The organism is Methylobacterium sp. Leaf87 (genome assembly GCF_001422775.1).
Lineage (GTDB): Bacteria > Pseudomonadota > Alphaproteobacteria > Rhizobiales > Beijerinckiaceae > Methylobacterium.
Genome location: NZ_LMMI01000001.1, coordinates 179,972 through 205,596 on the forward strand (window position 1 = coordinate 179,972; position 25,625 = coordinate 205,596).

At 66.3% G+C, this 25,625-nt stretch carries 27 protein-coding genes; 14 read left to right on the forward strand and 13 right to left on the reverse strand.

The features are described from left to right. Positions 1–99: 99 nt before the first annotated feature. The 5 genes from rimM to ASF22_RS00850 form a co-directional block, all read right to left on the reverse strand. Positions 100–786 carry a ribosome maturation factor RimM gene (gene rimM / locus ASF22_RS00830; protein ID WP_056260645.1) on the reverse strand — a complete coding sequence of 229 codons (687 nt, stop codon included), beginning with the start codon at positions 784–786 and terminating at the stop codon, positions 100–102. A 10-nt stretch (positions 787–796) separates the two neighbouring features. After that, a complete protein-coding gene (rpsP, locus tag ASF22_RS00835; RefSeq protein ID WP_056170094.1) occupies positions 797–1,159 on the reverse strand; it encodes a 30S ribosomal protein S16 in 363 nt (120 codons plus the stop codon). A 5-nt stretch (positions 1,160–1,164) separates the two neighbouring features. Continuing rightward, the gene (locus ASF22_RS00840; protein ID WP_056170686.1) at positions 1,165–1,482 is read right to left on the reverse strand and encodes a chorismate mutase; all 318 of its coding nucleotides are present in this window, start codon (positions 1,480–1,482) and stop codon (positions 1,165–1,167) included. Positions 1,483–1,496: 14 nt separating this feature from the next. After that, on the reverse strand, positions 1,497–3,074 hold the full coding sequence (gene ffh / locus ASF22_RS00845; protein ID WP_056260646.1) for a signal recognition particle protein: 1,578 nt from the start codon (positions 3,072–3,074) through the stop codon (positions 1,497–1,499). A gap of 71 nt (positions 3,075–3,145) precedes the next feature. Then, positions 3,146–3,379: a glutathione S-transferase gene (locus ASF22_RS00850; protein WP_244474167.1), complete on the reverse strand. Its 234-nt coding sequence runs from the start codon at positions 3,377–3,379 to the stop codon at positions 3,146–3,148. A 378-nt stretch (positions 3,380–3,757) separates the two neighbouring features. Here ASF22_RS00850 and mtnA point away from each other — a divergent pair, with 378 nt between their 5' ends. After that, positions 3,758–4,849: an S-methyl-5-thioribose-1-phosphate isomerase gene (mtnA, locus tag ASF22_RS00855; RefSeq protein WP_056260648.1), complete on the forward strand. Its 1,092-nt coding sequence runs from the start codon at positions 3,758–3,760 to the stop codon at positions 4,847–4,849. On the opposite strand, the gene ASF22_RS22730 is transcribed toward mtnA, so the two are convergent. The 7 genes from ASF22_RS22730 to ASF22_RS00885 form a co-directional block, all read right to left on the reverse strand. Further along, positions 4,846–5,910 (reverse strand): CBS domain-containing protein, encoded by a 1,065-nt coding sequence (locus tag ASF22_RS22730; RefSeq protein WP_082483430.1) that lies wholly within the window; start codon positions 5,908–5,910, stop codon positions 4,846–4,848. The two genes, mtnA and ASF22_RS22730, sit on opposite strands and share 4 nt — an antisense overlap. A 31-nt stretch (positions 5,911–5,941) precedes the next feature. Continuing rightward, positions 5,942–6,931, reverse strand: coding sequence for a MaoC family dehydratase (locus ASF22_RS00860; protein WP_056260649.1), 990 nt, complete (start codon positions 6,929–6,931; stop codon positions 5,942–5,944). Between the two features lie 8 nt (positions 6,932–6,939). After that, positions 6,940–8,037 (reverse strand): redox-regulated ATPase YchF, encoded by a 1,098-nt coding sequence (gene ychF, locus ASF22_RS00865; RefSeq protein WP_056260651.1) that lies wholly within the window; start codon positions 8,035–8,037, stop codon positions 6,940–6,942. Positions 8,038–8,041: 4 nt separating this feature from the next. Then, positions 8,042–8,497 carry a PIN domain-containing protein gene (locus ASF22_RS00870; protein ID WP_056260653.1) on the reverse strand — a complete coding sequence of 152 codons (456 nt, stop codon included), beginning with the start codon at positions 8,495–8,497 and terminating at the stop codon, positions 8,042–8,044. Next, the gene (locus tag ASF22_RS00875; RefSeq protein ID WP_056170121.1) at positions 8,481–8,708 is read right to left on the reverse strand and encodes a hypothetical protein; all 228 of its coding nucleotides are present in this window, start codon (positions 8,706–8,708) and stop codon (positions 8,481–8,483) included. Before ASF22_RS00875 ends, ASF22_RS00870 begins: the two co-directional genes overlap by 17 nt. A gap of 62 nt (positions 8,709–8,770) precedes the next feature. Then, complete coding sequence (pth, locus tag ASF22_RS00880) at positions 8,771–9,397, reverse strand: aminoacyl-tRNA hydrolase (RefSeq protein WP_056260655.1); 627 nt, start codon at positions 9,395–9,397, stop codon at positions 8,771–8,773. A 143-nt stretch (positions 9,398–9,540) separates the two neighbouring features. Then, positions 9,541–10,227 carry a 50S ribosomal protein L25/general stress protein Ctc gene (locus ASF22_RS00885; RefSeq protein ID WP_056170127.1) on the reverse strand — a complete coding sequence of 229 codons (687 nt, stop codon included), beginning with the start codon at positions 10,225–10,227 and terminating at the stop codon, positions 9,541–9,543. Positions 10,228–10,530: 303 nt separating this feature from the next. On the opposite strand from ASF22_RS00885, the gene ASF22_RS00890 reads away from it, so the two are divergent. Then, complete coding sequence (locus ASF22_RS00890; RefSeq protein WP_056260657.1) at positions 10,531–12,033, forward strand: phosphomannomutase/phosphoglucomutase; 1,503 nt, start codon at positions 10,531–10,533, stop codon at positions 12,031–12,033. A gap of 22 nt (positions 12,034–12,055) precedes the next feature. Here ASF22_RS00890 and ASF22_RS00895 read toward each other — a convergent pair whose 3' ends face one another. Beyond that, entirely contained in the window at positions 12,056–12,544 is a 489-nt protein-coding gene (locus ASF22_RS00895; protein WP_056260659.1) for a pilus assembly protein N-terminal domain-containing protein, read from the reverse strand. A 347-nt stretch (positions 12,545–12,891) separates the two neighbouring features. Between ASF22_RS00895 and ASF22_RS22735 the strand changes: the two genes are divergently transcribed. The 12 genes from ASF22_RS22735 to ASF22_RS00950 all read left to right on the forward strand — a co-directional run bounded on the left by ASF22_RS22735 (position 12,892) and on the right by ASF22_RS00950 (position 25,255). After that, entirely contained in the window at positions 12,892–13,062 is a 171-nt protein-coding gene (locus ASF22_RS22735; protein ID WP_082483432.1) for a Flp family type IVb pilin, read from the forward strand. A 152-nt stretch (positions 13,063–13,214) separates the two neighbouring features. After that, positions 13,215–13,748, forward strand: coding sequence for a prepilin peptidase (locus ASF22_RS00900; RefSeq protein ID WP_244472962.1), 534 nt, complete (start codon positions 13,215–13,217; stop codon positions 13,746–13,748). 141 nt (positions 13,749–13,889) lie between these two features. Further along, a complete protein-coding gene (gene cpaB / locus ASF22_RS00905; protein ID WP_056260662.1) occupies positions 13,890–14,693 on the forward strand; it encodes a Flp pilus assembly protein CpaB in 804 nt (267 codons plus the stop codon). Between the two features lie 35 nt (positions 14,694–14,728). Further along, positions 14,729–16,249 (forward strand): type II and III secretion system protein family protein, encoded by a 1,521-nt coding sequence (locus ASF22_RS00910; protein ID WP_056260664.1) that lies wholly within the window; start codon positions 14,729–14,731, stop codon positions 16,247–16,249. Positions 16,250–16,296: 47 nt separating this feature from the next. Continuing rightward, positions 16,297–17,040, forward strand: coding sequence for a CpaD family pilus assembly protein (locus ASF22_RS00915; protein WP_056260666.1), 744 nt, complete (start codon positions 16,297–16,299; stop codon positions 17,038–17,040). Positions 17,041–17,152: 112 nt separating this feature from the next. Beyond that, complete coding sequence (locus ASF22_RS00920) at positions 17,153–18,397, forward strand: AAA family ATPase (RefSeq protein WP_056260669.1); 1,245 nt, start codon at positions 17,153–17,155, stop codon at positions 18,395–18,397. Between the two features lie 54 nt (positions 18,398–18,451). Continuing rightward, positions 18,452–19,900 carry a CpaF family protein gene (locus ASF22_RS00925; RefSeq protein WP_056260671.1) on the forward strand — a complete coding sequence of 483 codons (1,449 nt, stop codon included), beginning with the start codon at positions 18,452–18,454 and terminating at the stop codon, positions 19,898–19,900. 49 nt (positions 19,901–19,949) lie between these two features. Beyond that, complete coding sequence (locus tag ASF22_RS00930; protein ID WP_056170153.1) at positions 19,950–20,918, forward strand: type II secretion system F family protein; 969 nt, start codon at positions 19,950–19,952, stop codon at positions 20,916–20,918. Between the two features lie 32 nt (positions 20,919–20,950). After that, positions 20,951–21,922, forward strand: a complete 972-nt coding sequence (locus tag ASF22_RS00935; protein ID WP_056170156.1) for a type II secretion system F family protein — start codon at positions 20,951–20,953, stop codon at positions 21,920–21,922. Positions 21,923–22,663: 741 nt separating this feature from the next. Then, entirely contained in the window at positions 22,664–23,182 is a 519-nt protein-coding gene (locus ASF22_RS00940; protein ID WP_244474168.1) for a protein phosphatase CheZ, read from the forward strand. A 125-nt stretch (positions 23,183–23,307) separates the two neighbouring features. Continuing rightward, positions 23,308–24,858 carry a sensor domain-containing diguanylate cyclase gene (locus ASF22_RS00945; protein ID WP_056260907.1) on the forward strand — a complete coding sequence of 517 codons (1,551 nt, stop codon included), beginning with the start codon at positions 23,308–23,310 and terminating at the stop codon, positions 24,856–24,858. 157 nt (positions 24,859–25,015) lie between these two features. Further along, positions 25,016–25,255, forward strand: coding sequence for a hypothetical protein (locus ASF22_RS00950; protein ID WP_056260673.1), 240 nt, complete (start codon positions 25,016–25,018; stop codon positions 25,253–25,255). The last annotated feature ends 370 nt before the right edge of the window (positions 25,256–25,625 follow it).

Sequence of the window (25,625 nt, forward strand, 5' to 3'; positions counted from 1 at the left end):
TTCATCGAAGGACCAGGAACAGAGTGGCATGACAGGAAGCGAGATCGCCCGGATTCATGCGATCGAGGATCGCCGCTGTGCGGGAGCGCCGTTCCGGCCCTAGACGGGCTCCTCCGGCGGGCGCGGCCCGGCCGGAGCGAACAGGTCGTCGGGGGGATCGATCACGACCCGGCCGCCGGCGATGTCGAGTTCCGGCACGAAGGCCTTGGTGAAGGGCAGCAGCGCCGTGGCGCCGCCGAGCGCCGGCTTGATCTCCAGGAGATCGCCGCCGCCGTAATTCGGCACGTCCGCGACGGTGCCGAGGCGGGTGCCGGCGGTATCGACCACGTCGAGGCCCACGAGGTCGGCGGTGAAGAACTCGTCCGCGTCCGCCACGGTGCCGAGACGCTCGCGGGGGAGGTAAAGGGCGAGGCGGTTGAGGCTTTCCGCCCCCGTGCGGTCGGTCACACCCTTGACCCGCACCACGAGGAGGTCGGGCGCGGCACCGCCGGCGTGGCGCACGTCGGTGAGTTCGATGCGGCGGCCGTCGGCGCCGAGGAGCGGGCCGTAGGACGCGATGGCCTGCGGGTCGCCGGTGTAGGATTTCAGGCGGATCTCGCCGTTGAGCCCGTGCGCCCGGCCGAACTCGCCCATCTGGACGAGGCTCGGATCGGTGGCGGGCAGGGGCGCATCGGCATCGGGCCTCAGTCGGTGGGCCGAAGTCGGTACGCTCTCGCCGATGCGTCCGGGACGCGCGCGGCGTCCGCCGTCCCCGTGGGGCGTGTGACCGGGGGGACGGCGGGCCATCGCTGGCGCCTCAGGCCGCGGCGTCTTCGGCCGGGGCAGCGGCCTTCTCGGCGCGCTTGGCGGCGCGCTCCTTCGCCTTCTCGCCCGGCTCGGCCTTCTGCGGGTTGTTGCGCACGGGGCGCTTGGCGAGGCCGGCGGCGTCGAGGAAGCGCAGGACGCGGTCCGTGGGCTGGGCGCCCTTGGCGAGCCAGGCCTGGATCTTGTCGGACTCCAGCACGATGCGGGCCGGATCGTCCTTGGCCTTCATGGGATCGTACACGCCGACCTTCTCGATGAAGCGGCCGTCGCGGGGCGCGCGGGCGTCGGCGACGACGATGCGGTAGTACGGGCGCTTCTTGGCGCCGCCACGGGTGAGACGGATCTTGAGGGACATGATGTCTACTTTCTCTCTTCGATTGCGTTGTGATTGGCCGCAATCGTCTGGTGGTGCCGGATGACTTCCTTGACCACGAAGGTCAGGAAGGTCTCGGCGAAATCGGGATCGAGCTTGGCGTCGATCGCGAGTTTGCGCAGGCGGGCGATCTGCATCGACTCCCGCCCGGGATCGGAGGCGGGCAGGCCCTTGCGGGCCTTCAGCTCGCCGACCCGCTGGGTGCAGCGGAACCGCTCGGCGAGCAGGTAGATCAGGGCGGCATCGAAATTGTCGATGCTCTCGCGCAGGCGCACGAGTTCGGGGTCGATCCCCTGCGCCGCCATGGTCTCGGGGCCGCTCATTTCTTTTTCCCCGGCAGAAAGCCGCCGAGGCCGGGCAGGCCCTTGCCGCCGAGACCCGGAAGCCCCGGCATCTTGCCGGGCATCTTGCCGCCGCCGAGGCCCGGGGGCATCGGGGGCAGCTTGCCGCCGAACTGCTTCTGCATGTCGGCGATCATCTCGGGCGTCGGCTCCGGCATGCCCGGAGGCAGGCCCGGCATGCCGCCCGGCATCCCGCCGCCGCCCATTCCGCCACCCATGCCGAACATGGAGCCGAGGGCCTGGCCGATGCCGCGCTTGCCCGAACCCATGGCCTTCATCATGTCGGCCATGGTCCGGTGCATCTTGAGGAGCTTGTTCAGCTCCTCGACCTTCGTCCCCGAACCCGCCGCGATGCGCTTCTTGCGGGAGTTCTTGAGGAGGTCGGGATTCTTGCGCTCCTGCGCGGTCATCGACGAGATGATGGCCCGCTGGCGGGCGAACATCTTCTCGTCGAGGTTGGCGTTCTCGACCTGCTTCTTGATCTGACCCATGCCCGGAAGCATGCCCATCAGGCCGCCGATGCCGCCCATCTTCTCCATCTGGGCGAGCTGCATCGACAGGTCGTCGAGGTCGAACTTACCCTTGCGCATCTTCTCCGCGGTGCGGAGCGCCTGCTCGTGGTCGATGGTCTCGGCGGCCTTCTCCACGAGGGAGACGATGTCGCCCATGCCGAGGATGCGGTTGGCGACGCGGGAGGGGTGGAACTCCTCGAGCGCATCGACCTTCTCGCCGGTGCCCACGAGCTTGATCGGCTTGCCGGTGACGGCGCGCATGGACAGCGCCGCGCCGCCGCGCGAATCGCCGTCCATGCGGGTGAGCACGATGCCGGTGACGCCGAGGCGCTGGTCGAAGGCCCGCGCGGTGACGACCGCGTCCTGGCCGGTCAGGGCGTCGGCCACCAGCAGGACTTCGTGCGGGTTGGTGGCGGCCTTGACCTCGGCCGCCTCCTGCATCAGCGCCTCGTCGAGGGTGGTGCGGCCGGCGGTGTCGAGCATCACCACGTCGAAGCCGCCGAGGCGGGCCGCGTCCATGGCGCGCCGGGCGATCTGCACGGCCGACTGGCCGGCGACGATGGGCAGGCACTCGACCTCGACCTGACGCGCCAGGATCGCCAGCTGCTCCATGGCGGCCGGGCGGCGGGTGTCGAGGGAGGCGAGCAGCACCTTGCGCTTGTCGCGCGAGGCCAGCCGGCGGGCGATCTTGGCCGTCGTGGTGGTCTTGCCCGAGCCCTGGAGGCCGACCATCAGGATGGCGACGGGGGCGGGCGCGTTGAGGTCGATGAGCCCGACATCCGAGCCCAGCATCGCCGTCAGCTCGTCGTTGACGATCTTGACGACCATCTGGCCGGGGGTGACCGATTTGACGACGACGGCACCGACGGCCTTCTCGCGCACCTTCTCGGTGAAGTCGCGCACCACTTCGAGGGCGACGTCGGCCTCGAGCAGGGCGCGCCGGACCTCCCGCAGGGCGGCCGTGACGTCGGCCTCCGTGAGGGCGCCGCGGCGCGTCAGCCCCGAGAGAATGCCGGACAGGCGATCGGACAGGCCTTCGAACATGCGTCAGGCTCCCTGGACCAGGATCGTCACGGCGAATCCCGTTCCGTCACGTCTCGTCACGCCGTCGCGCATCACTGGTTGACGCCTGCGCTCGCAGCCCGGCGCGCCTGGAGGGCGTTCTCGAAGCTGCGCACCGCACGGGCGAACTTGTCCCGGCATTCGGGACTGCAGAAGCCCACGACGGCGCCGTTGTAGAGGGTCAATGCATCGGCCGAAATCGGCTTGCCCGACCAGGGGCAGACGTCGTTGACCGCGTCCGCGAGGCGCAGCGGTGTGTTCGACATGTCGGGCGTGGCGTTGGGCATGCGGCTTTCGAACGAACGAGGGATCGACGCCCTCTACCCCAACGCGAATCCCGCCCGAGGGCGCATCGCGCTGTCGGGCGTTGACCTCCGGCCTCATGGGGCCGGTCGGCGTTCGTGCTGACGATCGGATCGTCGGAATCGATTGGGCTCGGTTAGGACGCCGACACCCGCGAGTCAAGTTTTCCAAACGGTGGAGCGGGTTCCGGAAGTGAACGGATCGGCTTCCTGCGGTCCACCGCTGGTACGCCCCCTCCCCCGAAGACCGGGCGGACATCGGCGCGTGCGCCGGCATCGCTCTCGCACAGGCTGGCCTCGCCGGGGCGTTCTGACGTAAAGGCTCGGCCTCCCGCCCGGCCCCTCACCTCTCGGACGCGCGCCATGAAGATCGACGGCCAGCCCTACCGCACCATCTTCCCCGATGCCGACGGCGCCGCCGTGCAGGTGATCGACCAGACCCGACTGCCCTTCGCGTTCGAACTGAAGCGTCTCGCCTCCATGCACGAGGCCGGCACCGCCATCCGCACCATGGTGGTGCGCGGCGCGCCCCTCATCGGCGTGGCGGCGGCCTACGGCCTGGCGCTCGGCCTCGCCGAGGATTCGTCCGATGCCGGCATCGAGCGGGCGGTGGAGTTCCTCGCCGACACGCGCCCCACGGCCATCAACCTGCGCTGGGCGCTCGACCGGGTCGCGGCCAAGCTGCGCACGGTGCCGGAGACCGAGCGTGCCGCCTTCGCGTTCGCCGAGGCCGGGCGCATCGCCGAGGAGGATGTGGAGAGCTGCCACGCCATCGGGGTGCACGGCGCCAAGATCCTGGCCGATCTCCACGCCAGGACCGGCCGCACCGTCAACGTCCTGACCCATTGCAACGCCGGCTGGCTCGCCACCGTCGATTGGGGCACGGCGCTCGCCCCCATCTACGTCGCGCACGATGCCGGCGTGCCGGTCCACGTGTTCGTGGACGAGACCCGGCCGCGCAACCAGGGCGCGGCGCTCACGGCCTTCGAGCTCAACGCCCACGGCGTGCCCCACACGGTCATCGCCGACAATGCCGGCGGCCACCTCATGCAGCACGGCCGCATCGATCTCTGCATCGTCGGCTCCGACCGCACCACGGCCTCGGGCGATGTCTGCAACAAGATCGGCACCTACCTGAAGGCCCTGGCGGCCTCGGACAACGGCATCCCGTTCTACGCCGCCCTGCCGTTCTCGACCATCGACTGGACCCTCGACGACGGCGTGGCCCAGATCCCCATCGAGGAGCGCGACGGCCGCGAGGTCTCGCACCTCACCGGCCGCCTCCCCGACGGCGCCTTCGCGACCATCGAGGTGGTGTCCCCCGGCAGCCCCGTGGCCAACCCCGCCTTCGACGTCACCCCGGCCCGCCTGGTGACGGGCATCATCACCGAGCGCGGCGTGGCGCGCGCGAGCGCGGACGGGTTGCTGTCCCTGTATCCAGAGCGGCGGGCTTAGTAGGCACGAATTTCTCGAAGTCTATTCAGTAGCTTGGCTACATTACGAAGTTTTTCGAGATCCTCAACCTTCAACGGATCTGGATCGAAATGCATCACGTCGTTTCTGATGGCGTTGATTGCCATGAGCTCGCTACAGAACACATTCCTTTCTAGACTTAGGCCAATTTTTGACCAATTAACAGGATTCTCAAGGATTTTTACGTAGTTTCCAAATGTCAGCTCCGCAACATCCGAGAATTCCGCTGGTAAATATTCTGGAGAGCAACTATCTTTTATATCGCTTATACTTAGTTTCTTGCTAATTATGTGCCTCAAGCTGTTTTCGACTTCCGAAATCAGAAGAAATGGCGTACTTATCTCCTCAAACTGGAAGGCAATATCGTTTGAAGTCACAATTCCACAAATTTTCCGGTCAGAAGCTCTTATAAGAACGTAGTTGTGCTCTAGAATAATTTGAATGCCGGAGAAGAGCGAAGCGGACAAAGGTATTTCATAATGTTCATCCATGAAGTGCTGAACTAGAGAGCCTTGTTTCGCTCCAAGACCTCTCGCTCCGATCGAAGCCCAGCTAATAACTCCTTTCACGTCACGCTCAGTAGTCATGACTGGAAGCTGAGAAAAGTTTCTAGCTAACATCAACGTTATTGCTTCTGCCAAATTTGCATTCGGGGAAACGTATACAGGCGCAATATTTGCGGAAGGAATTTTCCCGATTCGGAATGACGGGTCGGCAGCTGTTCTTTCAGGAATATCCTCTTCTTTACTCATACTACCATCTGCATTGGTAGTACTCTCCTTAGAAGCCGCCTCATCTTTGTGATCAGCAATCAGCTCAAAAGTAATAGGCGTATCGACCCAAATATCATGATAATTTGGTACCGTCCTGATTCCTAACCTTGCAAGCTCTTCGTCAATATACTGGACGCGCGCGGGTGTTCGTCTCTGCGTATCGAACCACCAAAGAAAATTTCTAATTGTTACAGGGGTAGCCGTCTTGCCATCCCTCAAATCAGAACAAACCTGATTGAGCTCTTCAATTTCTGATACGGAATAATTCATTGCACAACCATAGAGGGATTTGGTTTTTCTATCAACCCTCCCACTGCCAGAACACCGACCCGGTGAACTCGAACACCTTGGTGCCGTGCTGGTTCACCGCCGTGTTGTGGTGGGTCGCGAGGCCCCAGCCGGGGCGGGAGGCCGATCGGCGCTTGGCCGTGAGGGCGCAGGCATAGCGCAGGGTGTCGCCGGCATAGACCGGGGCGAGCCAGCGCATGTCGCGGAATCCCGGCGAGGGTCCGAGCTGCGGCACCGGGCCCGACCGGGCGGTGAGCGCCATGTCGCGGGCGCGGGTGATGTGGAGGCGCTTCATCCAGACGGCGGCCGTGTGCCAGCCGGATGCGCAGAGCGCGCCGAAATGGGTCTCCCGAGCCGCGGCCGGATCGAGGTGGAAGGCCTGCGGATCGTAGGCCTTCGCATAGGCCACAATTGCTTCGGGCGTGAAGAGGTGATGCCCGAGGTCGCGGGCGACCCCGATGGGGGCATCCGCGAGGAAATCGAGCTGCACCGCGTCGGTCCCCTCCGCGGGTGCGCTCGGCTCGATGGGATTGACCACACGCGGCGGCAGCGGCGTGGCCCCCCGGCGGGCGAACATCACCGTGAAGGCCTGGGTCATCACCGCCTCGTCGCGGCCGTTGCGCAGGGTCAGGTCGAACCGCACGAAGCCGCGGTCGGGCTTGGTGTTCGAGGCCCGGCAACTGTCGACCTTCACGGAGATGCCGAGGGTATCCCCTGGCAGCACCGGCCGCAGCCAGCGCAGCTGCAGGACACCGGGCGAGCCCATGGAGGTCGCGCCCCGGAAGACGTGCTTCTGCAGGAGCCGCATGCCGAAGCCGGCGCTCTGCCAGCCCGAGCCGATGAGCTGCCCGACGAAAGTCGCCTCGGCCGCCGTCTCGTCGAGGTGGAACGGCTGCGGATCGAACTCCCGCGCGAACGCGACGAGCTCCTCGCGGGTCACGGTGATCGGCCCGCCCTCGATGACGGCGCCGGGGGTGAAATCCTCGAAAGCGATACCGGTCATGCGCCCGCTCAGTTGGCGAAGCGGAAGTGCAGCACGTCGCCGTCCTGGACCACGTACTCCTTGCCCTCGAGACGAAACTTGCCGGCCTCCTTGGCGCCGCTCTCGCCCTTGAGGGCGACGTAGTCGGCGAACGCGATGGTCTCGGAACGGATGAAGCCCTTCTCGAAGTCCGTGTGAATCACGCCCGCCGCCGCCGGCGCCCGCGTGCCCTTCTCGATGGTCCAGGCGCGGGCCTCCTTCGGGCCGACCGTGAAGTAGGTGATGAGGCCGAGAAGCTCGTAGCCGGCGCGGATGACGCGGTTGAGGCCGGGCTCGGCCAGACCCACGGCCTCGAGAAAGTCGCCCTGATCGGCGACCGGCATCACCGCGATCTCGCTCTCGATCTTGGCCGAGACCACGACCGCCTTGGCGCCCTCGGCCTTGGCCTGCGCCAGCACCGCGTCGGAATAGGCGTTGCCCTTGTCGGCGTCGCCCTCGTCGACGTTGCAGACATAGAGGACGGGCTTGGCCGTCATCAGCCCGAGGGTCTGGAACAGGGCCTCCTCCTCGGGCTTGCGGGGAACGAGGCGCGCCGGCTTGCCCTCGCGCAGGAGCGGCAGGGCGCGGTTCACGAGGTCGAGGGCCTCCTTGGCTTCCTTGTCGGCGCCCTTGGCCTTCTTCTCCAGGGCGAACAGGCGCTTCTCCAGGCTATCGAGATCGGCGAGCATCAGTTCGGTCTCGATGGTCTCGATATCGGCCTTCGGATCGACCTTGCCCTCCACATGGGTCACGTCGCCGTCGGTGAAGCACCGCACCACGTGGGCGATGGCATCGACTTCGCGAATGTTGGCGAGGAACTGGTTGCCGAGGCCCTCGCCCTTCGAGGCGCCGCGCACGAGGCCGGCGATGTCCACGAAGGTAAGCCGCGTCGGGATGATCTCCTTCGAGGCGGCGATCTTCGCCAGATCGTCGAGGCGCGTATCCGGCACCGCCACCTCGCCGACATTCGGCTCGATGGTGCAGAACGGATAGTTCGCCGCCTGCGCCGCCGCCGTCTGCGTCAGCGCGTTGAACAGGGTCGACTTGCCGACGTTCGGCAGGCCGACGATACCGCATTTGAAGCCCATGGTGTCAGTTCCGTTGAAACACGTCGTTTGGCGACGCTTGAAAGGGATCGATGAGGGTCAGCCCCTCGAAAACCGTGCCGTGTCCCATATCCTCGGTGAGGAAGAACCGGCAGCCGGCCAGCGAAGCACCTGCCACGAGCAGGCAGTCGAACCATTGATATCCAAGCCGGTTTCGGACGGACCATGCCAATTCCACGTCCTCCTCCGAGATCGGACGATCGCCCCAGCTTCGCAGGGCCGCGATGTCCGAGCGAATGTCGTCCGCTGAGCGATGGCTCTCCTTCTTCAGGAGCCACCGAGTCAGTTCGCTGAGAACCTGAAGATTGGTGCGCGCCCGCCCGCTCGCTCCGACCGTTCCAAGCCAGGAGCGAGCCCGCTCGCGCTTCGTCGCATTGCGGTCGTCTCGTGCGTAGATGAGAACGTTCGTATCGATGAAAACGAGATCAGTCGTAGAGATCATCGCGTGAAGGAGCCTTCCCGTTCTCATCGGTGAGGGGGAGAAGGGGCCCGGCCAGGAATTGCTCGAGCGCTTCGAGCTGATTGAGCGGACGTCCAACTCGGACTTCGACCGTCTCGGCGATGAATTTCGACAAGCTCTTACCGTCCCGCGCCGCCGCCACACGAGCGCGTTGCAGAACCGCGTCGTCCATTGTCACCGTGACATTCTTCATCGCCCGCTCCCCAGTTCCGCACCCGATATCGTGTCCCCGTGTTTTCGTGTCAATTCGCAGCCTCAAGCGGGCTTGCCCGAACTCGCCCGTTCGCCGACGCCCTTGACGTCGTCCCAGCCGCGCCCCGCCATGGCGAGGTGAACCTTGTTCTGGAAGCTCGCATCCTCGCCCGCCGCCAGCAGGGCGATGTGGTCGGCGATGGCCCGGTTGAGATCGTCGAGCCAGGGCCCCTCGTCCTTGCCGAAATCGTTGAGCACGTAGGCGTGGACCAGGGCCTTGTCGCCCGGATGCCCGATGCCGAGGCGGACCCGGTGATAGTCGTTGCCGCATTGGGCCGTGATCGAGCGCAGGCCGTTATGCCCGGCATTGCCGCCGCCGAGCTTCACCCGGACCTTGGCCGGGGCGAGGTCGAGTTCATCGTGCAGCACGATCACGCTGCCGAGGGGGATCTTGAAGAAGCGCTGCACCTCGGCGACGGACCGGCCCGAGTCGTTCATGAAGGTCTGCGGCTTGAGCAGGACCGCGCGCTCGGTTCCCAGGACCGCCTCTGCGATCTCACCCTGGAACTTCTTCCGCCACGGACCGGCCCGGTGCACCCGCGCGATCTCGTCGAGGGCGAGGAAGCCGATGTTGTGGCGGTTGCGGGCGTAGCGGGCGCCCGGATTTCCGAGGCCGACGATCAGGCGCATGGCGCGACGTTTCCTGCCGAACGAGGGAGAACCGGACCAGCGAGGGAGTCTGGGAACAGGTGAAAAGGGTCTGGAAACAGGAATGCCCCGACCTCGCGGCCGGGGCATCCTCAGGGACGTGAAACCGGGGGGAGCCCCAGGTCTCAGTCCTCCTTCTTCTCGTCCTCGGCGGCCTCCGCGGCCTCCTCGATCTTCTCTTCGGCGGCTTCGGCCGACTGGGCCTCGGCAATGGCGGCCTCCTCGGCCTCCACCTCGGCGCCGAGCACCGTCGGCGGCACGACGTTGGCGACGGTGGCGTCGGGTTCACCCGTAAAGGTGGCGCCAGCCGGCAGCTTGACGTCGGCGATGTGGATGGCGTCGCCGATCTCGCGGCCGGTCAGGTCGATCTCGACGGCCTCGGGGATCGCATCGGGGGCGACTTCGAGGGCCAGGGTGTGCAGCACGATGTTGAGGGTGCCGCCGCGCTGTTTGATGCCGGGGGCCGCGTCCTCGTTGATGAAGTGCACCGGCACCTCGACGGTGATGGACTGGCCGGCGACGACGCGCAGGAAGTCGACATGCAGCGGCACGCCGTTGACCGGGTCGAGCTGGAAGTCGCGCGGGATCGCACGGGTCTTCTTGCCGCCGGCGTTGATCTCGAACAGCGTGGTCTTGAAACCGCCGGCGTAGATCAGGGTGCGGGTGCGGATGAGGTCGATGGCGATGGCCTGCGGGGCCTGGCCGCCGCCGTAGATGACGGCGGGAACTTGGCCCTGGCGACGAACGGCCCGGGCGGCCCCCTTGCCGACCCGGTCGCGTGCCACGGCCTCAAGCGTCTTGACTGCGCTCATGGCGTGATCCTTCAAAGATTGAAACAAGCCGGGGAACAACGAAAGGCCGCCCGAAACGGACGGCCACACCGAACCCCGATTCGCGCCCGTGCCTCCAAGGGTGTCTGGCGGGCGCGGGTTGCCTATAGCCTGGGGGGCGCCCGGGTTCAAGGACCCGCCCCGCACGACGCCGGATGGACAGTGGCCCCCGGATGGACGCGAACGCGTCGGCTTCAGGCGAAGGTGCCGGGGGCAGCGCCGCCCGGACTTCTTCTGTCGACGCCGTTCGGATAAGCCTCATCGAGATCCTGGAGAGGCCCCGCGATGTTCCCCAAGCCCCACGCCGCGCTCGTGCCGAACACCTTCGCGTTCGAGGAACTGCCGCTGGTCAAGCCGACGGGGTTTCGCGAATACGATGCACGCTGGCTGTTCCCGCAGGACATCAACCTGATGGGCGTGCAGGCGCTGGGCCTCGGCATCGGCACCCTCGTGCACGAGATGGGCGTGCGCCCCGACATCGTCACGGGCCACGATTTCCGGGCCTACTCGTCCTCCATCAAGCTCGCCCTCATCGCCGGCATGCAGGCGGCGGGCCTGCGGGTGAAGGATGTCGGCCTCGCCCTGTCCCCCATGGCGTATTTCGGGCAGTTCGCCCTCGATTGCCCGTGCGTGGCCATGGTCACCGCCTCGCACAACGACAACGGCTGGACCGGCGTGAAGATGGGCGCCAACCGGCCCATGACCTTCGGCCCCGAGGAGATGGGCCGCCTGAAGGAGATCGTGCTGGGTGGAACCTACCGCTACCGGGATGGGGGCGCCTACGAGTTCGTCGAGGGGTTTTCGCAGGTCTACCTCGCCGACCTGAAGGCGCGGGCGAAACCGATCTCGCGAAAACTCAAAGTGGTGGCCGCCTGCGGCAACGGCACGGCCGGAGCCTTCGCGCCGCAACTTCTCGAGGCCCTGGGCGTCGAGGTGATCCCCCTCGATGTCGACCCGGACTACACCTTCCCACGCTACAACCCGAACCCCGAGGACATGGCGATGCTGCACGCCATCGCGGCGCGCGTGAAGGAGACGGGGGCGGATGTCGGACTCGGCTTCGACGGCGACGGCGACCGCTGCGGCGTGGTTGACGACGAGGGCGCGGAGATCTTCGCCGACAAGATCGGCGTCATGCTCGCCCGCGACCTCGGTAGGCTGCATCCCGGCGCCACCTTCGTGGTCGACGTGAAGTCGACGGGGCTCTACCACACCGACCCCGAGCTCCAGGCGCTGGCGATCCGGACGGATTACTGGAAGACGGGGCATTCCTACATCAAGCGCCGGGTCAACGAACTCGGGGCGCTTGCCGGCTTCGAGAAGTCGGGGCACTTCTTCTTCAACGAACCGATCGGGCGCGGCTACGACGACGGACTGCTCACCGCCATCGCGGTGATCGAGATGCTCGACCGCAATCCAGAGCGTTCCATGGCCGACCTCTACCGGGCGTTGCCGAAGACCTGGGGCTCGCCGACCATGTCGCCCCATTGCGCCGACGAGGTGAAGTACGGGGTGGTCGAGGCCGTGACCGCGCGGTTCCGGGCGATGTTGGACGCGGGCGAGACCCTCGCGGGCGCCAGGATCACGGACCTCGTCACCGTCAACGGCGTCCGTGTCGCGACCGAGGACGGCACCTGGGGACTGGTGCGGGCCTCGTCGAACAAACCCGAACTCGTGGTGGTGATCGAGAGCCCGATCTCGGAGGACCGCCTCCACGCCATGTTCGCGGCGGTGGACGGGGTGCTGCGCGAGAACGACGGGGTCGGTGCCTACAACCAGACCCTCTGAGGAAGCGAAGGGGGAAGGCGGTCTACTTCCCGCCGACCGCCATGGCACGGCGGGCTTCGGCCTGGCCGCTGACTTCGCCGAAATAGCGCGTCGAGTCGCCGAGCTGCGCCGAGGGCTGGCAATTGGGCGTGCACGAATACGATTCGCGCTCCAGGCCACGCTGCACCGTGACGACGGCGGCCTGAGGTGCCTGCACGCTGATGGTGGATTCGGCCAGCATGTTGCCGCCGCGGTCGAGGGCGATGAGGTTGGTCGAGCCGAAGCTCTTCCCCGTGAGGATCAGGACGCCGTTCTTCTGAAGGGACACGTCGGCGATGATCGGATTGCCGACGATGACCGTCTGTGTGTTCTCCGGCAAGCGGATCACCTTGGCGTTGTCCACCGTCACCGTCACCAAAGTCGGCGCCTGCGCGGCGGCCGGTCCGAGGGCGGCGGCGAGCAGAAGGGCGGCGAGCAACGGAACCACCGCACGGGACGCGGTGGATCGGAAAGCTGGGGAACGGTCGTCCATGGGGATCACTCGTGCCTGGGGACCGCACCCGCGCGGATTGGAGCGGCGGTCGACCGCGTTCGTCGAGCCGACGGATCACCAAAACACAGGGAGGGTAAACAGGCCCCTAAGGACGGGCCGTGACCGGGCACGACACCGGCGAACCGCCTCCTCCATCATCTTCGCAGACGGTCTAGTCTTTACGATAGCTTTACCATGCTGCGATCGGACCGGACGAGCCCAGGTTTCGGCGACTCGTTTAACCGATTTGCAACGTGGGACGGGCAATGTCGTTTCTGTCGCCGGACGAAACGTGACGATCTTCGACGGCACCTGATTTCTTCTCGGTCGAACAAGGATCCTGCGTCATGACGAACATCTTCAAGCGTTTTGCCTCCGACGAGTCCGGCGCCACCGCCATCGAGTACGGCCTCATCGCCTCGCTCATCGCCGTCGCGATCATCGCCGCCCTCAACGTGCTCTCGACCAAGATCAGCGGAACCTTCCAGTACGTCGGCAACAATCTCAAGCAGAGCTGAAGCCGAAGCGGCGATCGGCACGACGAGGCCCCGCATCCGCTCCAGCGGACGATGCGCGGAAGAGGTCCGAAAAGGAGGCGCGTTCCTGAGTTCGCGCCTCCTTTCGTTGTCAAACCCCCATTCTACTTCTGACTACTTCTGAAAGCCCCACCATGGGTACAGCGAGCATGGGTACGGCGAGCGTTCTGTTCGTCTTCCCGTTCCTGATGGTCTACGCTGCCGCCAACGATCTCCTGACGATGCTGATTCCGAACCGGATCACCCTCGCGCTGATCGCGGGCTTTGCCATCCTCGCCGCGAGCTTCGGGTTCGGATGGACCGAATTGGCGGTGCATGCCGGCGCCGGGGCCCTCGTGCTGGCCATCACCTTCACCCTGTTCGCCCTCGGGCATATCGGTGGGGGCGACGCAAAGCTCGCGGCGGGCACCGCCCTTTGGATCGGCTTCGACCATCTGCTCGATTACTTCACCCTCGCGGCCCTGGCGGGAGGCGTGCTCACGGTGGCAATTCTCGCCCTGCGCTCGCAGCCCCTGCCGGTGTTCGTCGGGTCGACCCTGTCGCGCATGCCGTTCCTCCTCCACCTCCACGACAAGCGCACGGGCGTGCCCTACGGTATCGCGCTGGCCTTCGCGGCGGTGATGGTCCTGCCCGAGACGGCGATCTGGACGCGGGCCCTCGGTCTCTGATCGACGCGGACGAACGGCATCGCCTTCGCGGTGACCGGCGGACCACGCAATTCATCAGGAAGTCTTAACCCTAATTTGAGGAATCCGGGACCATCGTGACGGGGCGCGGCACTCGGCCGTCCCACAGGTTCATCCCCGGCAATGAAACCCGCTCGCCTTGCCGTCCTCGCCATCGCCCTGGTCACCGGCGGCCTCGCCGCCTACCTGATGAGCGGCGACGACAAACCCCCGGCTCCCGTGATCCTGGCCGCGCCGCCGCCGCCGGTCCTGCCAACGACCGACGTGCTCGTCGCCGCGGCCGAGCTGCCGATGGGGCAAAGCCTCCAGGCAGCGGATCTGCGCTGGCAGCCCTGGCCCGATCAGGCCATCACGCCCGGCTACATCACCCGCACCAGCCAGCCCAAGGGCCTGGAAGACATCACAGGCTCCATCGCCCGCTCCGGGTTCCTCTCCGGCGAGCCGATCCGGCCCCAGAAGCTCGCCCGCTCGGACGGTGGGTTCATGGCCGCCATCCTGCCATCCGGCATGCGCGCCGTGGCCATCGTCACCGATTCGCGGGGATCGAGTTCCGCCGGCGGCTTCATCCTGCCCAACGACCACGTCGACCTCATCCGAACCTACCGCGACGAGGAGGCCATGCAGGCCGGTGGGTCCGAGACACAGATCTCGGAGACCATCCTCACGGACATCCGCGTGCTCGCCGTCGGCCAGATCGTCCAGGAAAAGAACGGCAGCAACGTCGTGACCGGCGAGACCACGACCCTCGCCCTGACGCCGGCGCAAGCCGAGATCGTCACCCTCGCCCAGAAGGTCGGCCAGCTCTCCCTGTCCCTGCGTAGTCTCGTCGATTCCGGGCGCGCCACCGAGGTGGCGCCGGACACCCGCGGCGAGGGTGGCGTGACGGTCGTGCGCTTCGGCGTCTCCAAGCAACAGTCGCGGCGCTGATGGCTCCGGCGAACGCGATGACAGGGGTTTCACCGATGATTGTCCGATCCCGGAGCGCCACCCGCCAACTGCCGATCCTGGTGGTGCCGGTCCTTGCGAGCCTCCTCGCCGGTCCGGTCACGGCTCGGCCGGTGCCCGACCTCGCTCCGGCGCCCGTGCTCGCCGTGGGCTCGAACGAGGCCGCGACCTCGCGCAAGATCGAGCTGACCATGGGCCGCTCCATCGTCATCGACCTGCCGCGCGACGCCAAGGAGGTGTTCGTCGCCAACCCGAAGGTCGCCAACGCCGTCGTGCGCTCGACCCGCAAGGTGTTCGTCATCGGCATGGAGGACGGCGCCACCTCGATCTTCATCATGGACGGCGAAGGCCGACAGATCACCGCCCTCGACGTCACCGTGGCGCGCGACCTCCAGCTCGGCGCCCTGCGCCAGATCCTCACCCAGAGCATCGCGAATGCCCGGTTCGACATCCGCACCGCCGGCAGCTCGATCATCCTGTCCGGCAGCGTCAACTCCGCGGCGGAAGCCTCCCAGGCGATCGACATCGCCAACGCCTTCGTGGGCCAGTCCGGTTCTGCGGGCGCGGGCGGCGCCTCGGCGGGCGCCGCCGCGGGCAGCACCCCGACCCGCGGCACGGTGATCAACAACATCACCATCCGGGGCCGTGATCAGGTGATGCTGCGCGTGACCGTGGTCGAGGTCGCCCGCACGGTGCTGAAGCAGTTCGGCATCAACATCAGCGGCAACTGGTCGGGGCTGAACCTCGTCAACAATGCACCGTTCGCCCTCAACGGCAGCGCCTTTCCCAACGGCAACGCCCTCAGTGGCACCGTCACCGGTACGGGTGGCGCGAGTCTCACGGCGACCCTCAGGGCGTTTGAGCAGGCCGGCGTCTCCCGTGTGCTCGCCGAGCCCACCCTGACGGCAATTTCCGGCGAAGCGGCGAAGTTCACTGCGGGCGGTCAGATTCCGGTACCGTCCACCCTCTCGTGCGTTCAGAACGTTGGCGTACAGACCTGCACACCTTCCATTGCGTTCAAGCCTTACGGCGTCAGCCTGACTTTCACCCCCGTGGTACTCGCCGAGAACCGAATTTCGATCCGGGTCGGCACCGATGTTACCGAGATCGATCAAACGAACTCGATCAACCTCGGCCAGGGTGGCACGAGCTTTCCCGTGCCGGGTTTCACGGTGCGCAGCTCCGAGACCACCGTCGAGCTCGCCTCCGGCGCCAGCATGATGACCGCCGGCCTGATCCAGCAGCGCAACAAAGCCACCATCTCGGGGCTGCCAGGACTGATCAACCTGCCGATCATCGGTGCCCTGTTCCGGTCGCGCGACTACCAGCGCCAGGAGACGGAGCTGATGATCATGGTCACCCCCTACATCGCCAAGCCGATGGAGGCGCGCCAGCCCACGCGGCCAGACGACGGCTTCGTCGACGCCCAGGACGCGCAGGGCATCCTGCTCGGACGCCTGAACCGCCTCTACGGCGTCGCGGGCGCAAGTCCGCTCGGACCGGCCTATCGCGGCCGCGTCGGCTTCATCACCGACTAAGCCTACCCGCTCAAAGACCCGGCCCCCGTTCCGCCAGGACCCCTTCCATGCCCGCGTCTCCCACGCCAAAGTCTTCCACGCTCAAAGCCCTGGCCGCAATCAGCGCCCTGACGGCGCTCCTCGGCGCGTGCCAGAACCGTGCTCCGGCGACGACGGGCTCGCTCTATCCGACGGACTACCGGGCACGGCACCCCATCGCCCTCACGGATGCGGGCCGCAGCCTCGACGTGTTCGTCACCGGCACCGGCCACATCGATCCGCGCCAGGCCGCCGACATCGACGCGTTCCTCGTCGACTTCCGGCGCTACGGCCGCGGCACCCTCGTCCTCGACATGCCGCGGGGCGTCGCCCCCGCCATGGGGGCCGCCGTCGAACGCACGGGCGCGGCCATCCGCCGAATGAGTGCCGAGGGCGGCTTGGCCCCCGGACAACTCGTGGTGACGAGTTACGCCGTCGCAACCCCGACCCTCGTCGCCCCCTTGCGCCTCAGCTTCCAGCGGATGGAGGCCAAGGTCGCGGGCCAGTGCGGATCGTGGCCGCAGGATCTCGGGGTCGGCGACGCCGCCTTCAACGGGCGCAACGAGGCCCATTGGAACTTCGGCTGCTCGACGCAGTCGAACATCGCCGCTCAAGTCGCCGATCCCATCGATCTCGTGCGCGGCCGTCCCGAGGGGCGCATCGACACCGTCCGCCGCACGAAGAACATCGAGAAATTGCGGGCCGGCAATGATCCGTCAATTCCCTGGCGCCAGGATGGCAAGGCCGACGTGAAATCCCAGGTCTCGCAGTAGCCCCCGGCCGCGGCGCCTGCTCCGGGGTGCCGCGCCCGAAGACGTGCCGATCGACCGAAACCCGCGACTCCCGAATGCGCCCTTCGGGGCAACCTGAACCGGAACCAGAGCCATGGTGGACCCGAACCAGACACCCGAGCGCCTCATCGCCCCGGTGCCGCGGATCACGATCCAGGCCTTTTGCGAGACCCAGGACACGGCCGTCGTGATCGAAGCCGCGAGCTTCGACCGGCGGATGCAGAAGGCTCACGTGAAGGTGCAGATGGGCGGCGGTGCCGCCGCCGTCGAAGCCTATCGCCATGCGCCGACCCCGAACGTCATCGTCATCGAGACGCAAGGGGCCAAGTCACGCCCGATCGAATGCCTCGATTCCCTCGCCGAAGTCTGCGACGCCGGCACCAAGGTCATCGTCATCGGCCACGTCAACGACGTGATGCTCTACCGCCAGTTCCTTCAGCGCGGGGTGAGCGAGTACCTCATGGCGCCCGTGGATCCGATCATGCTGATCCAGGCGATATCGGACCTGTTCTCGGCCCCGGGCGCCAAGCCCGTCGGCCGCACCATCGCGGTGGTGGGTGCAAAGGGCGGCGTCGGCGCGTCCACCCTCGCCCACAACCTCGCCTGGACCATCGCCCGGGAGCAGGACACCGCGACGGTGATCGCCGACCTCGACATCGCCTTCGGCACCGCGAGCCTGAACTTCAACCAGGATCCGCCCCAGGGCATCGCCGAAGCGGTGTTCTCGCCCGAGCGCCTCGACGCGAACCTCCTCGACCGCCTGCTGTCGAAATGCGCCGACAACCTCACCCTTCTCGCCGCGCCCGCGACCCTCGACCGGACCATCGACCTGTCGGAACAGGCCATGGACGCCGTCATCGACCTCCTGCGCAACACGGTCCCGTGCGTCGTCCTCGACGTGCCGCATGTCTGGACCGCCTGGTCGAAACGTCTCCTCGTCTCGGCCGACGAGATCCTGATCGTGAGCGCACCCGAACTCGCGTCCCTGCGCAACACCAAGAACCTTCTGACCTTGCTCCAGCAAAACCGCCCGAACGACGCCAAGGCGCGCGTCGTCCTCAACGGCGTCGGCATGTCGAAGCGCCCCGAGATCAGCGTCGCCGAGTTCGCCAAGGCCCTCGACGCCCCGATCACCGCGAGCCTGCCCTTCGAGCCCGCCCTGTTCGGAACGGCGGCGAACAACGGCCAGATGATCGCCGAAGTGCAGGCCGGGGCCAAGGTCACGGACGTGTTCTCGGCACTGGCCGCCACCCTCGTGGGGCGTTCCGAGACGCGACGCCCGCGCGCGAACCTTCTCGAGCCGCTCCTGGCGCGGCTGCAGCGCCGCAAGGCGTCGTGATGCGCGATCCGCATCGTCGCCCGGTCCCAGCTCCCTCGACCGGAGACATCCCCCATGTTCGGTAGGCGACACGGCTCGGCGGCCGCTCAGGTCGCCCCCATGCACCTCGCCCCGCGTCCAGTCGCGACCCAGCCGATCCACCAGGAACCGGCGGGGCGCCCGCGCGTCGAGTTGCCGGTGCCCGTCCAGCCCGTGGTCGAGGCGGCAAAATCCGAGGATTACTTCCGCACCAAGAGCATGATCTTCGGCGCGCTGATCGAGGCCATCGATCTGGCTCAGCTCGCTCGCCTCGATGCCGAATCCGCCCGTGAGGAAATCCGCGACATCGTCTCGGAGATCATCGGTCTCAAGAACATCGTCCTGTCGATCAACGAGCAGGAAGACCTGCTCGACGACATCTGCAACGACGTCCTCGGCTACGGTCCGCTCGAGCCGCTTCTGATGCGCGACGACATCGCCGACATCATGGTGAACGGCGCCAACCGGGCCTTCATCGAAGTCGGCGGCAAGATCCAGCTCACGGGCGTGCGGTTCCGCGACAATCAGCAGCTCATGAACATCTGCCAGCGGATCGTCAGCCAGGTCGGCCGACGCGTCGATGAGGCCTCGCCGATCTGCGACGCGCGTCTCCCGGACGGCTCGCGCGTCAATATCATCGCGCCGCCGCTGGCCATCGACGGACCGGTGCTGACCATCCGTAAATTCAAGAAGGACAAGCTCACCCTCGACCAGCTCGTCACCTTCGGGGCGATTTCGCCGGAGGGCGCGCGCATCCTGCAGATCATCGGCCGGGTGCGCTGCAACGTCGTCATCTCGGGCGGCACGGGCTCGGGCAAGACCACCCTGCTGAACTGCCTCACGGCCTACATCGACCACGACGAGCGCATCATCACCTGCGAGGACGCGGCCGAGCTGCAGCTCCAGCAGGCCCACGTGGTGCGCCTCGAGACCCGGCCGGCCAACATGGAGGGCTCGGGCCAGGTCACCATGCGCGATCTCGTGAAGAACTGCCTGCGCATGCGGCCGGAACGGATCATCGTCGGCGAGGTTCGCGGCCCGGAGGCCTTCGATCTGCTCCAGGCCATGAACACCGGCCACGACGGCTCGATGGGCACGCTACACGCCAACTCGCCCCGCGAGGCCCTGAGCCGCCTCGAATCGATGATCACCATGGGCGGGTTCACCCTACCGTCGCGGACCCTGCGCGAGATGATCTGCGGCTCCATCGACATCATCGTTCAGGCCACCCGCCTGCGTGACGGTTCGCGGCGCATCACGCACATCACCGAGGTGATGGGGATGGAGGGCGACGTGATCATCACCCAGGATCTGCTCCTCTACGACATCCTCGGCGAGGATCAGAACGGCAAGCTCATCGGGCGGCATCGCTCCACCGGTATCGGGCGGCCGCGTTTCTGGGAACGGGCGCGGTACTACGGCGAGGAGAAGGCCCTGGCCGCGGCCCTCGACGCCGCCGCCGTACTGGAGGAGGGCAGCCTGTGAGGCACCCGTTCTTGAGCGACGGGGTCCGTCGCATCCCCACGGTGACGCCGTGAACGCCAACCTGCCCCTCGCCGCCGGGCTCGCCGCCCTGGCCGCCGGCGCAGTCGCCTGGGTCATGCTGACCCCGCTCATGACGGGCGAGAAGCGCGCGAGCCAGCGCCGCCGGGCGATCAGCGTGGTGACGCCGGGGGCGAGCGCGCGCGCGGTCACCACCAGCCGGCGCGAGCAGGTGGCGAAGAGCCTCAAGGAGATCGAGGCCAAGAAGGCCGGCACCCGCGCCAGCCTGGAGCTCAGAATCGCCCAGGCCGGCCTGACCTGGAGCCGGGAGCAGTACTACGTCGTCTCGGGCGTGCTCGCCTTCCTGTTGGGCCTCGTCGCCTATCTGACCATCAGCAGCATTCCGGCGACCCTCGCGGCGATCTTCGCGGGTGGACTCGGTCTGCCGATGTGGTTTCTCGCCCATTGGCGCAAGCGCAGGGTCGCGCGCTTCATCGCCGAGTTGCCAACTGCCATCGACATCATCACGCGCGGCGTGCGCGCCGGTATTCCCGTGAGCGACTGCTTCCGCATCATCTCGCGCGAGGCCGAGGAGCCGATCCGCTCCGAGTTCCGGATCGTGGTCGAGTCGCAGACCCTCGGCCTGTCCCTGGGCGAAGCCCTGGTGAAGATGCACGAGCGCGTGCCCGTCTCGGACGTGAACTTCTTCGCCATCGTCATCGGGATCCAGGCGAAATCCGGCGGCAACCTTTCGGAGGCCCTGGCCAACCTTTCCCGGGTGCTGCGCGAACGCAAGAAGATGGCCGGCAAGATCCAGGCGATGAGCATGGAGGCCAAGGCGTCGGGCGGCATCATCGCGGCGCTGCCGTTCGTGGTCGCGACCCTGACCTACATCGCCAGCCCGGACTACATCGCCCTGCTGTGGACGACGGATATCGGCAAGATCGGCCTCGTCGCCTCGGCGATCTGGATGTCGCTCGGCATCTTCACCATGAAGAAGATGATCAGCTTCGACTTCTGACGGGAGCGCGACCGCGCGAAAGCCTGAAAACCATGCTGGACGTCCTTGCCCACAAGCTCATCGATCCGCGCTTCCTCGGGATGGCGCTCGCCGGCATCGCGGCGGCAGCCACCGCCTTCGCCCTGCTCCAGCCCCTGATCGAGCCCGATCGCCTGGGCAAGCGCATGAAGATGGTCGGTGAGGAGCGCGACGAGCTGCGCCAGCGCGAGCGCGAACGCCTGTCGAACACCGCCGCCAAGGCGACCCTTCGGGTGGCGCCGAAAGCCTACATGAAGCGCGTGGTCGAGCAGTTCAACCTCAGCCGCTGGCTCGGAACCGAGACGGCGCGACAGCAGCTCCTCATGGCCGGCTACCGCTCCCCAGGCGCCGAGACCGGGTTCCTGTTCTTCCGCATGGTGACGCCCATCGCAATGCTCGTGGCGTCGATCCTCTACCTGTTCGTCCTCAACGTCATCGACCAGCCCGTGGCGATCCGCGCCATGATGGTGATCGCCGCCGTGCTTCTCGGCATCAAGATGCCCGAGCTCTACCTCCACAACGCCACCAAGAAGCGCCAGACCGAGATCCGGAAGGCCTGGCCCGACGCCCTCGACCTCAGCCTGATCTGTGTCGAATCCGGCATGTCGGTCGAGCACGCTTTCCGGCGAGTGAGCACGGAGATCGCGACCCAGTCCATCGTGCTCGCCGAGGAACTCGCGGTGATGACCGCCGAACTGTCGTTCCTGCCCGACCGGCGCCAAGCCTTCGAGAATCTCGCCAATCGCACGGGCCTCGACCCGGTCAAGGCGGTGACCACCGCCCTCATCCAGGCCGAGCGCTACGGCACGCCCGTCGGCCAGGCCCTACGTGTGCTCTCCCAGGAGAGCCGCGACACCCGGATGAACGAGGCCGAGAAGAAAGCCGCGGCCCTGCCGCCGAAGCTCACCGTGCCGATGATCCTGTTCTTCCTGCCGGTGCTGTTCGTGGTGATCCTCACCCCGGCGATGATCCAGGTGTTCAAGTAGGCTTCGGACTGGGACCGCAGCCGGCCCGTTCGTTGCTGGAACGCGATCGCTCCATACTCTCGCAAAGGCACCGATCTCGACGGACGACCGGACGCCGGATGTTCGGTTCCGATCTGTTCCGTGACGAGTCGGACCGGAGGAATCTACACCCGTTCGTCGAGGTCCGGACAAGCGATGCCCGAGCCGTCGAGGCATCACGGGCAAGAGCCCGCGGCTTTCGTCGTTCCCATCCAGCCGGATCGCGACGTGACCCTATTCGATCCGGCCGACATCGTCGAAAGGTCCGACCGTCGGGATCCCTCATCGCGTAGGTCGCCGCTCGACGGACGATTTCCACAAGGATCGCACGTCTCGATCTCCGCCAGTCTCGATCCTGGTTCGGCTCGCGCTTCCTCGAACGAACACGAGCGTAGGAGCCGGTCCGACCGGCTGCGAGACGGACAATGATGTGATTACCCGCTTTGTCGCACTCATCGACGACGTCATCAGCCGGGGCAGGCTGTGTGGGGGATACACCGAGCCCACGCCGACTTGGCCGTGGGGCATTCGATCAGGCGAAAACAGAGAAACAATTTTTGGTTCAATACTGAGATATTGCAGCAATCGTCAGGGTGATTGCTTTTTCCAACACAGCGTCTTCGGTCAACCGCAAACACAAACTCATCCCGAAATATCCCATCACTCACCGAACAATGGAGAACGGAGTTCAATTCCGATTTGTTTAACAACTATAGGTTATCGATGGTGGCGCACCACCAGCGAGTAGCGATCGACCCAATGATCAGCAGCAAGCCCGTCCTCGACGATCGTACCGCTCGCCTGCAGCAACATCTGGTTTCCATTTCCGAAGCCATCGTGCGCACTCGCCGGGAAATCGCCGAACTGCAACAGGAGCATGAGGCCGGTCGAGCCTGCGACGAACTGCAAGCCGTGGTTCTCGGCACGGAGCAGGCCACCGACAGCATCCTCACCGCCTCCGAGACCGTGGACGGCCTCGCCCGTGGGATTGCCAGACGGACGCAGGACGTTGCGACCCGAGCGGACGCCGAGGCCATCCAGCGCCAGATGCAGGCCATCTTCGAGGCCTGCAATTTTCAGGATCTCACGGGGCAGCGGATCTCGAAGGTCGTTCGCACCATCGCCTATGTCGAGGAGCGGGTCGGTGAGATGCTGCGCCTCTGGACGGGTCAAGCCGGGACGACGGGGTCGGCCAGACCGGCAGCCCGCAAGGCGGTCGGCGCTAGGCCGGACGAAGAATAATCGCTGCTGAACGGTCCCGCACTGCCCGGCACGGCTGCCGTCAGCCAGGACGCCGTCGACGCGATGTTCCCGTAAGACCACCACACGAGGACTTGCCGATGGGCCGGATGCCGCAGATCGCCGGCATGACAACGCGGATCGCTCCCGCGATTGCGCGGGTGGTCAAGCCGGTGGCAGCAACCGTCGCACCCGGTTTCCGGTCCGCCCGGGTCTGGATCGGGCTCGGGATCCTGGCACCTCTCGGCATGCTCGGCGTCTGCGTCGTAATGCTGATGGAACTTCGTCAGGACGCTTGGGACAAGGCGGAGCAAACCTCCCGAAACCTGCTGCAGGTGATCGAGCGCGACATCGATCGCAACATCGAGATCATCGACTTGGCGTTGCTCGGCATCGTCGACAATCTCAAGCTGCCGGGCTTGAGCGAGATCGCGCCGCAGTTCCGCCAACGCATCCTGTTCGACCGCGCCGTCAATGCCAAGGACCTCGGCGTGATGCTGGTGCTCGACGAGAACGGCGATGTGGCCTTCGACGCCGCGAGTTGGCCAGTGCGCCGCCTCAACAGCGCCGAACGCCCCTACTTCCAGGCCCACAAGGCCAACCCCCACCTGGGCCTCCAGATCAGCCGGCCGCTGATCTCACAGCTCAGCGGCACACCGATCGTCGTGCTCAGCCGGCGGATCGACAAGGCCGACGGCTCCTTCGGCGGCGTCGTGCTCGGCAGCCTGTCGCTGCACTACTTCAACCGCCTGTTCGACCGGATCAAGCTCGGACGGGCAGGGACGATCAACCTGTTCCTGCACGACGGCACGCGCCTCGTGCGCCATCCCGAGCCCAATTCGGTGCTCGCCCCGAACTTCGCGGATTCGCCGAACGTCCAACGCTTCCTGCGCGAGATTCGCGGAAGCTTCGTCGGCATCACCCCGAGCGACGGGCTCGAGCGATTGTACACCTTCACGCAGGTGGCCGACTTACCGCTGATCCTGAACGTCGCCCTCCACACGCAGGAAATAGAGGGCGAGTGGCGGGCGAAGGCTCTTGTGATCGGCGCCCTCGTACTGGTCCTGTGCGGCCTCACGGTCGGGCTGTCGCTCCTGGTCGGATGGGAACTCAGGCGCCGCGCTGCCGCGGAAGCCGAGTTGGCCTGCCTTTCCCGCACCGATGCGCTCACGGCGCTGCACAACCGGCGCAGCTTCGAGGAGTCGTCGGAACGGATCTGGGACGAGGCGCGCCGTCGCGGCGGCGCTGAGGCCTTGCTCGCCATCAATGCCGATCACTTCAAGCGCTACAACGACCGTTACGGGCACGCCGTCGGCGATCGAGTTCTGCAGGCGCTCGCCCGCGCCCTGGAGCGGAGCGCACGTCGCCCGAACGATCTCGTCGCCCGCGTCGGTGGCGAGGAATTCTCCATACTCCTGGCGGACATCGAACCGGAGGGAGCCGCCTGGATCGCCGACCGGGTACACGCGGCAGTCGGCGAGCTCGTCGTCTGGGCTGATGGCGTCGATGTCGGACCGGTCACCGTGAGCATCGGCCTCGCCTTCAGCCTGCCATGGAAGGGCGGTACGCCCGAAGACCTGTTCGGTCTGGCCGACGCAGCCCTTTACGAAGCGAAGGCGAACGGCCGCAACCGGACCTGCTACACGGTGATGGGCATCAAGAGCAGGCATGCGGCCTAGGCCGAACAAAGCGTACCCGCTTGTTACCCGGTCGCACATAAGATCAGTAGCCACCGGCAAATGACCTGACTAGCTATAGCCACAGCCCGTCTCGATACTTGAGACGCAGCGTACGAGAGCGAAAATTGCTCTCGCCAGACAAGCGCGGAGTGCATCTGTGGCCTTGTATTATTTCGACATTCACGATGGCACATCACATTTCGATGCGGTCGGCATCGAGTGCTCCGGCCTGGACGAGGTGAAATCGCAAGCGATGCGAGTCCTGCCCGAAATCGCGCGCGAGCAGGCCTGCAACAGCAATGATCGGCTCGCCTATACGATTCTGGTGAGTGATGAGGATCACAAGGCCGGCTATTCGGCGACCCTGGTGCTTGTCGGACAGTGGTTGATCCACTGACGTTCGTGCTGAACGGGGGCGATATCGCTTGGTCCAGCTGCGGAACGGTTCGAGCCGGCAGGGAGCCTTTGGGGGGAGTACTACGGCAGTCCATGTCGTGATCGGCAACGGCAGTTCTCGGGCTATATGTGGAACACAACGCGCGTTCCGCCCAGTATGAGTGGCATGCCGAGCGTCGAACCCATCGGAAGCCCATCACATGCCCGCGCTTCCTTTGCCGAGGCGACGCGCATGACGATGGCGAGTGCCGGGGCGCCCGCCCTGAAGACCAATGTCCAGGCCTCGCATCGTCAACGCCTTACATCGCATGGATCTCCCCGGGACGACCGAACAAGTCGACGCGCAGACAACGTATGGGACACACACCGAA